We start from the raw sequence: 7974 nt of genomic DNA, 5'->3' as shown, positions 1-7974 counted from the left end.
CCGCCGCCCCGTCCAAGGCCGGCACCACCCTCGACACCGTCTCCGCCCCGCGCGGCTCCGGCGGCTACCGCCGCCTCGCCGACGGACCGGCCTGGCCCCGTGCCGTACGCCACGAGCTGGCCGCGGCCAAGTCCGGCCGGGCGGACCGCCGTACGGCCCTCGCCTCGTTCGTGCAGTTCACCGACCTGCACGTGGTCGACGTCCAGCACCCGCTGCGCTACGAGTTCCTGCGCGCCCAGACCGCCAGCGCCTGGCGGCCGCAGGAGGCGCTGTCCGTGGCCGGGGCCGTGTCACTGGTCGAGCGGGTCAACGCGCTGTCCGGCGGACCCGCGACCGGCATGCCGCTCTCCTTCGTCATGACCACCGGGGACAACACCGACAACAACTCCCGCACCGAGCTGGAGTGGTTCCTCACCGCCATGAGCGGCGGCCGCATCACCCCCAACTCCGGTGACCCGCACCGCTACGAGGGCGTCCAGAACAGCGGCCTGGACCTCTACTGGCAGCCCGAGTCCGAGCGGCGCGACGGCGACAAGCGGCTGGGCTTCCCGCGTATCGACGGCTTCCTCGACGCGGCGATACGCCAGGTCAACAGCCCCGGGCTGCGCATGCCCTGGTACTCCACCGTCGGCAACCACGACTCCCTGCCCGGCGGCTGCTACGCCCCAGGCGACGGCTTCTTCGCCGAATTCGCCGTCGGCGGACGCAAGTTGGAGACCCTGCCCGAGGCCGAGGGCGCGGCGCTGTGGAAGGCCGTCAAGAAGGGGCTCGACCCCAAGGGCGAGCAGTTCAGGGAGGTGCTGAAGACCAGCCGGCGGAAGATGCGGAGCGTCACGCCAGACCCGGGCCGTGCGCCCTTCACCCCGCGCGAGTACCTCCAGGCCCACCTCGACCCCCGGTTCACCGGCGCCGGCCCCGTCGGCCACGGCCACACCGCCGCCGACCTCGCCGCGGGCCGCCTCCACTACGTCTTCCGGATCTCCGACGACGTCATCGGCGTCAGCCTGGACACCACCGACCCGGGCGGCCACTACGAGGGCTCGCTGGGCACCGCCCAACTCCGCTGGCTGGACCGGGTGCTGACCGAGCACAAGGGCCGCCACGCCCTGGTCTTCAGCCACCACACCAGCAGGACCATGCGCAACCTGCGCCCCGACCCGGCCCGCCCGGACGAGCGGCGCCACGGCGGCGAGGAGGTGCTCGCCCTGCTCGGCCGCCACCGCAACGTCGCGGCCTGGATCAACGGCCACAGCCACAAGAACGACATCACGCCGCACGGCACCTTCTGGGAGATCTCCACCGCTTCGCACATCGACTTCCCCCAACTGGCCCGGGTCATCGAGCTGGTGGACAACGGCGACGGCACGCTGTCCCTGTTCACCACGCTCATCGAGTCGGCCGCCCCCCACCGCACCGACTTCGCCGACCTGTCCCAGACCGGCCTGGCCGCCCTCTACCGGGAGCTGTCCTTCAACGCCCCCGGCACCCGCGCGACCCTCTCCGGCACCCCCGGCGACCGCAACACCGAACTCCTGCTGAAGAAGCCGTAGTCGCGGGAGGCCCGCTCACCGCGGCCGGCTGTCGTCAGGGGAGGCCCGGCCCAAGGGGAGGTCCGGCTCACCGCGGCAGCACCACCACGTACGCCGCCGGCTCGCGGTCCGGGGCGGCCATCAGAGCCGTGCGGACCACCGCGGCCTGCTGCTCCATCGCTTCGCGGAGCTTGCGCGGGGTGGTGTGGACGACGGTGATGCCGAGGCGTTCGAGGTGCTCGCGCTTGCGGGCGCCCTCGCTCCACGTGGTGCTCTCGTCCTGGCGCGGGGTGCGGGCGTCGATCTCCAGGGCCACGGCCTGCTCCGGCCAGTACGCGTCCACACCGCCGAGGTGCGGGCCCGCGGGCAGCCGGAGGTCGACGTTCCAGACCGGCTCGGGGAGGCCGAAGGAGCGGACCATCTCGTAGAGGTGGCCCTCGGCGAGCGCACGGCCCTCCGCGAGGAGCAGGTCGACCGCGTCCACGACGTGCGCCCGCGACAGCAGCCGCGCCCGGCTCAACTCCCGCAGGATCACGCCCGGTTCGCAGTGCCCGTCGCGCACCGCCTCGGTGAGCAGCCGGCGTACGGTCGTGGCGTCGTTGAGCTGGGCCGCCGCGTCCGCGAGGGCGCGGGCCACCGGGGCCACCGGCACGCCGGTGACCACCAGTGGCTGCGGCAGCTCTCCGGAGCGGACGATGCGCACGAGGCCGGCCGAGCGGAGGCGGCGGGTGTGGGGGACCAGGACGTCGACGCGGTCTAGGGAGCGCAGCGGGGGAGCGGCCGAGAAGCCGTACAGCGCGAGGGCCGTGAGGCCGGTGATCATCGCCTCGCCGCAGGGCCCGTCGGACTCGACCGGCCGCTCCGCGTACAGCAGCGCGGCGTGCAGCCGCTCCTCGCTGGTGGGCGGCCCGGGGTGCAGCAGGAAGATCCCGGGCAGCAGCCGCTGCCAGCAGCCGCCGGGGCGGCTGCGCTCGGCGGCGTCGGTCGCGGTGATGCCGTGCTCGCGAAGCTGACGCAGCGTCAGAACTCTGAGCTGGACGTCGGAGAGGTGGGCGAGGGGCCGAGGGGAGAGCGGGGTGTTGTAGTTCATGACCCGGCGATTCCCGCCCGGCCCCCGTCCGCTAACCGCTGTTACACGCCCGTCGACAAACCCGGACTGTTCCGCCCTAAAGTACGGGCGTTCGATTGCCGAGAGGGGGTCCGCCGAACGAGGGTCCACCATCGGTGGGACGGGCTCCGCCCCAGGTCGCCGCGGATGTGCCGAGGACGCGCGCCGTCACGCGCGCCCTGTACCGGACGCGCCTGCGTCACACACCTGTGCCCGCAGCGCCCTGGCGAGCTCGTCGTGCTCCTCAAGGACCAGGCGGCGCAGGGCCGGTGGCGCTTCGGGGTGCTCGTCGAGCCAGGACCGGGAGAGCGCCAGCGTGCGCTCGTCGTCCTGGAGCGCGGGGTACAGGCCGCGGACGATCGCCATGGCGATCTCGATCGACCGCTCCCGCCAGATCCGCTCGATCGCCTCGAAGTACCGCGGCGCGTACGGCGCGAGCAGCCCGCGCTGCTCCGGCTGCCCGAACCCCGCGATCGTCGCCTCCACGAGCGCGTTGGAGAGCCGGTCCGACTCCACCACGTCCGCCCAGGCCCGCGCCTTGACCTCGGCCGAGGGCCGCGCCGCCAGGCACCGCACCTGGTGGCGTCGCCCCGACGCCGTGTCGTCGCGGGCCAGTTCGGCCCCGATCACTGATGCGTCGGCCGCGCCCAGCGCGGCCAGCGGCTCCAGGAACGTCCAGCGCAGTTCCTGGTCCACATCCAGGCCGTCGATCTGCGCCGTGCCCGCCAACAGCCCCTCCAGCAGCTGGAGATCGGCCGGAGAGGAGGCGACGGAGGCGAAGAAGCGCGCCCACGCCAGCTGGTGGCCGCTGCCCGGCTCGGCCATCCGCAGCTCCCGCAGCGCCCCCTCGGCGAGCGCGGCGCTGCCCTCGGCCCGCCACTCCCGCGCCGCGTACTGCGTCAGCGCGAGCCTGGCCCAGGCGTGCAGCATCTGCAGCACCCCGATGTCGCTCTCCTGCCCGGTGAACCGCAGCACCAGGTCCAGGTAGTCCCGGGCCGGCATCAGCCCGTCCCGCGTCAGGTTCCACAGCGCGGACCAGCACAGCGCGCGGGCCAGCGGATCGCCCAGGTCGCCCAGGTGCTCCCGCAGGGTGTCCAGCGAGACCTCGTCGAAGCGGATCTTGCAGTACGTCAGGTCCTCGTCGTTGACCAGGATCAGCTCAGGCCGCTCGGCCCCCGCCAGCTCGCCCACGACGGTACGCGGCCCGGCCACGTCCGTCTCCGCGCGCGCGTACCGCACGAGCGCGCCCGCGGGCTCCGTCCGCCGGTAGAGCCCGATCGCGACCCGGTGCGGCCGCAGCTCGGGGTGCGCCTCGGACGCTTCCTGGAGGACGGCGAGCTCAGTGATCCGCCCGTCTGCCCCATAAGTCGCCTGCGGAGTCAGCACGTTGACCCCGGCCGTCTCCAGCCACGCCCGCGACCAGGCGGCCATGTCCCGCCCCGAGGTCTCCTCCAGCACCTCCAGCAGGTGCTCCAGGCGCGTGTTCCCGTACGCGTGGCGCCGGAAGTAGCGCCGGGCGCCCTCCAGGAACGCCTCCCGCCCCGCATAGGCCACGAGCTGCTTCAGCACGGACGCCCCCTTGGCGTACGTGATCCCGTCGAAGTTGAGCTTGGCGTCCTCCAGGTCGCGGATGTCGGCCGTGACCGGATGCGTGGAGGGCAGCTGGTCGGCACGGTACGCCCAGGACTTGCGGCGGTTGGCGAAGGTGATCCAGCCGTCCTGGAACCGGGTCGCCTCCACCAGCGAGAACGCGCCCATGAAGTCGGCGAACGACTCCTTGAGCCACAGGTCGTCCCACCACTCCATGGTCACCAGATCGCCGAACCACATGTGCGCCATCTCGTGCAGGATGACGGTCGCCCGGTGCTCGTACGCGGTCCGGGTGACCTTGCCGCGGAAGACGAACTCCTCGCGGAAGGTCACGCACCCCGGGTTCTCCATCGCCCCGATGTTGTACTCCGGTACGAACGCCTGGTCGTACTTTCCGAAGGGGTAGGGGTAGTCGAAGTGCTCGTGGAAGAAGTCCAGGCCCTGCTTGGTGACCGCGAAGATGTCGTCCGCGTCGAAGTGTTTGGCCAGCGAGCGGCGGCACAGCGCCCCGAGCGGCACCTCCAGCACCGAACCGTCCGGCAGCTCGCGCCGGTAGTGGTTGCGCTCGACGTGGTACGGGCCCGCGACGACCGCCGTGATGTACGTGGAGATCGGCCGGGTCTCGGCGAACCGCCAGACCGAGGAGCCGCTGCCGGCCGCCTCGGGGCCGCCCTCGGCCGCGCCGTTGCCCAGCACCGTCCAGTCGGCCGGCGCGGTCACGGTGAACCTGAACGGCGCCTTCAGATCCGGCTGTTCGAAGGTGGCGAAGACCCGGCGGGCGTCGGCCGGCTCGTACTGCGTGTAGAGGTAGACCTCGCCGTCCTCTGGGTCGGCGAAGCGGTGCAGCCCCTCCCCGGTCCTGCTGTACGCGCACCGCGCGTCCACCGTCAGCACGTTCTCCGCCGCCAGGCCGTCGAGCGTGATCCGCGCCCCGTCGAAGACGGCCGCCGGGTCCAGCTCCCGTCCGTTGAGAACGACCGAGGCCACCGCGGGGGCCACCAGGTCCACGAAGGTGGCGGCGCCCGGCTCGGCGCAGCGGAAGCGGATCGTGGTCGTGGAACCGAACGTGCGCGGCTGCTCCCCGTCGTCGCCCGGCGCGACCGCCGAGCGCACGTCGAGCGCCACCTCGTACCCGTCCACGGACAGCAGGCGGGCCCGCTCGCGGGCCTCGTCGCGGGTCAGGTTCTCACCGGGCACGACGGCTCCTTCGCCTCGTTCTCGTCTCGTTCTCGTCCACCACTCGCCGAACGTTCGCCATGGTGTCACGCTGCGCTGACAACGGGCCGCCGGGAGCCCCCGCGCCGCCGGGAATGGGCGGGACGGGGAGCGGGTTGGCGTCCTTGAAGCTGTCAGCAGGCCGTCGTGACAGGCCGTCGTGATCCAGAGGAGTCCGCAGTGACCGCCACCGACAAGACCCCCGTCGACTTCTGGTTCGACCCGCTCTGCCCCTGGGCGTGGATGACCTCGCGCTGGATGCTCGAGGTGGAGAAGGCGCGCCCGGTGCGGGTGCGCTGGCATGTGATGAGCCTGGCGGTGCTCAACGAGGACAAGCTCGACGAACTGCCCGAGGGGTACCGCGAGATGCTGGCCAAGGCCTGGGGCCCGGTCCGCGTCGCCGTCGCCGCCGAGCAGAAGCTCGGCAGCGAGGTCCTCGGCCCGCTCTACACCGCCCTGGGAACCCGCTTCCACAACCGCGGCGAGGGCAACACCCCCGAGGCCGTCCTCGGCGCCCTGGCGGATGCCGGACTCCCGGCGGAACTGGCCGAGTACGCCGACTCGGACGCGTACGACGCCGAGCTGCGCGAGTCCCACCGCCAGGGCATCGACCTGGTCGGTCAGGAGGTCGGCACCCCGGTCATCGCCGTCCCCGGCTCCGACGGCGAGCGGATCGCCTTCTTCGGCCCGGTCGTGACCCCGGCCCCCAAGGGCGAGGAGGCGGCCAAGCTGTGGGACGGCACCCTGATGGTGGCCTCCATCCCCGGCTTCTACGAGATCAAGCGCACCCGCACGGCTCCGCCCAGCTTCGAGTGACCCCCGCGCGGCACTGACCCCGCGCGGCACTGGCAGCCGTGCCCCGGGAAGCGGGAGGCCCCCGCGCGTCACGTCCGCGCGGGGGCCTCCCCTTTCACACCTGCCAGGTGAAGGGTGAGAAGACGATCACACCAGCAGGAGGTTCGCGGCACCGTCCCTGGCGGTGCGGTAACGGCGGGCCACATCCTGCCAGTTGACGACCCGCCACATGGCCTCGACGAAGTCCACCTTCTGGTTGCGGTACTGCAGGTAGAACGCGTGCTCCCAGGCGTCGAAGACCAGCAGCGGCACACTGCCCTGGCCCACGTTCCCCTGGTGGTCGTAGACCTGCTCCACGATCAGCCGCCGGCTCAGCGGCTCGTAGGCGAGCACGCCCCACCCCGAACCCTGCGTGGTGGCCGCGGCCTTGGAGAGCTGGGCCCTGAACCGCGCGAAGGAGCCGAAGCTCTCGGCGATGGCGTCGGCCAGCTCGCCGGTCCCGTCCTTCTCCAGGGGCTCGCCGCCCCCGTCACCGGTCATGTTCTGCCAGTAGATGCTGTGCAGGATGTGCCCGGAGAGGTGGAACGCCAGGCTCTTCTCCAGCCCGTTGACCGCCCCCCACTGGTCCTTCGCGCGGGCCTCCCCCAGCTGCTCCAGCGTGTCGTTCGCGCCCTTGACGTACGCGGCGTGGTGCTTGTCGTGGTGCAGCTCGACGATCTCGGCGCTGATGACGGGCGCCAGCGCCGAGTAGTCGTACGGAAGCTCAGGAAGTGTGTAGATCGCCATGCCCAACGCCCTCCGGCAACGCTTGTTGCAACTTACTTGCAACTGCACCCTAGCAACAAGAAGTGGTGGCCGCCCGGCAGGCCGCGGGCAGGAAAAAACCGTCCGCCCCGCACGGAAGCGGGGCGGACGGTGGTGAAGTCGGTGCGCGGCGCGGTCAGTTCCGCGCGGCGGCCACCCGGGAGCGGACGTAGCCCGTGACCGACAGGAACACCGTCAGACCGGCCGTGAAGTACAGCTGGGTCCGGGTGTCGCCCTCGCGGAGCATCAGCAGCAGCACCACGGCCACGCCCGCCAGGGCGAACCAGGTCAGGTACGGGTACGCCCACATGCGGACCGTCAGCTTCTCCGGCTCCTCGCGCTCCAGCCGCTTGCGCATCCGCAGCTGGGCGACCGCGATGAAGCCCCAGACGACCAGGACCGCCGCGCCGACCATGTTCAGCAGCCACTTGAAGACCGTGTCCGGCCACACCCAGCTCAGCAGCACCGCGAAGAAGCCGAAGGCGGAGGAGGCGAGCACGGCGCGGCGCGGGACGCCGCCGCTGACCTTGCCCAGCGCCTTGGGGCCCTCGCCGCGCGCGACCAGGGAGTACGCCATGCGGGAGGCGCCGTAGATGTTGGCGTTCATCGCCGACAGCAGGGCGATCAGCACGACCACGTTCATGATCTGGCCCGCGCCCGGGATGCCCAGGTGGTCCAGCACCGCGACGTACGGGCCGTGGGCCACGACCGCCTCGTCGTCCCACGGGATCAGCGTGACGATCACCAGCATCGAGCCGACGTAGAACAGCGCGATCCGCCACATCGCCGTACGCACCGCGCTGGCCACGCCCTTGACCGGGTTCTCGGACTCGGCGGCCGCGATGGTGACCGTCTCCAGGCCGCCGTAGGCGAAGACCGAGGCGAGCAGGCCGATGACGAGGCCGTTCACACCGTTGGGCAGGAACCCGCCGT

6 protein-coding genes are annotated in these 7974 nt (G+C 72.0%); 2 read left to right on the top strand and 4 right to left on the bottom strand.

Going from position 1 to position 7974, the window contains the following annotated elements; translation table 11 throughout:
• On the top strand, nt 1-1550 hold a 1550-nt coding region (locus AOK16_RS23825; RefSeq protein WP_055474182.1), incomplete at its 5' end, for a TIGR03767 family metallophosphoesterase.
• Nucleotides 1551-1617: 67 nt separating this feature from the next.
• Here the strand turns inward: AOK16_RS23825 and AOK16_RS23820 are convergent.
• Both AOK16_RS23820 and pepN read right to left on the bottom strand, forming a co-directional pair.
• Nucleotides 1618-2619: a hypothetical protein gene (locus AOK16_RS23820; protein ID WP_055474181.1), complete on the bottom strand. Its 1002-nt coding sequence runs from the start codon at nt 2617-2619 to the stop codon at nt 1618-1620.
• 186 nt (nt 2620-2805) lie between these two features.
• Nucleotides 2806-5424, bottom strand: coding sequence for an aminopeptidase N (gene pepN, locus AOK16_RS23815; RefSeq protein ID WP_055474180.1), 2619 nt, complete (start codon nt 5422-5424; stop codon nt 2806-2808).
• A 198-nt stretch (nt 5425-5622) separates the two neighbouring features.
• Here pepN and AOK16_RS23810 point away from each other — a divergent pair, with 198 nt between their 5' ends.
• Nucleotides 5623-6258 carry a mycothiol-dependent nitroreductase Rv2466c family protein gene (locus AOK16_RS23810; protein ID WP_055474179.1) on the top strand — a complete coding sequence of 212 codons (636 nt, stop codon included), beginning with the start codon at nt 5623-5625 and terminating at the stop codon, nt 6256-6258.
• 126 nt (nt 6259-6384) lie between these two features.
• Here AOK16_RS23810 and AOK16_RS23805 read toward each other — a convergent pair whose 3' ends face one another.
• Both AOK16_RS23805 and AOK16_RS23800 read right to left on the bottom strand, forming a co-directional pair.
• Entirely contained in the window at nt 6385-7023 is a 639-nt protein-coding gene (locus AOK16_RS23805; protein WP_055474178.1) for a superoxide dismutase, read from the bottom strand.
• Between the two features lie 154 nt (nt 7024-7177).
• Nucleotides 7178-7974, bottom strand: a 797-nt coding sequence (locus tag AOK16_RS23800; RefSeq protein ID WP_157859334.1) for an amino acid permease, incomplete at its 5' end; no start/stop codon positions are given.

It is taken from the genome of Streptomyces pathocidini, assembly GCF_001418495.1.
GTDB classification, from domain to species: domain Bacteria; phylum Actinomycetota; class Actinomycetes; order Streptomycetales; family Streptomycetaceae; genus Streptomyces; species Streptomyces pathocidini.
The sequence above is the reverse complement of the archived record's forward strand: the minus strand, read 5'-3'. Positions and strand labels throughout refer to the sequence as shown.

Excerpts from the sequence above, each read along its gene's own strand:
- AOK16_RS23820 (WP_055474181.1), bottom strand. The coding sequence starts at position 2,619 with ATGAACTACAACACCCCGCTCTCCCCTCGGCCCCTCGCCCACCTCTCC.
- AOK16_RS23805 (WP_055474178.1), bottom strand. The coding sequence starts at position 7,023 with ATGGCGATCTACACACTTCCTGAGCTTCCGTACGACTACTCGGCGCTG.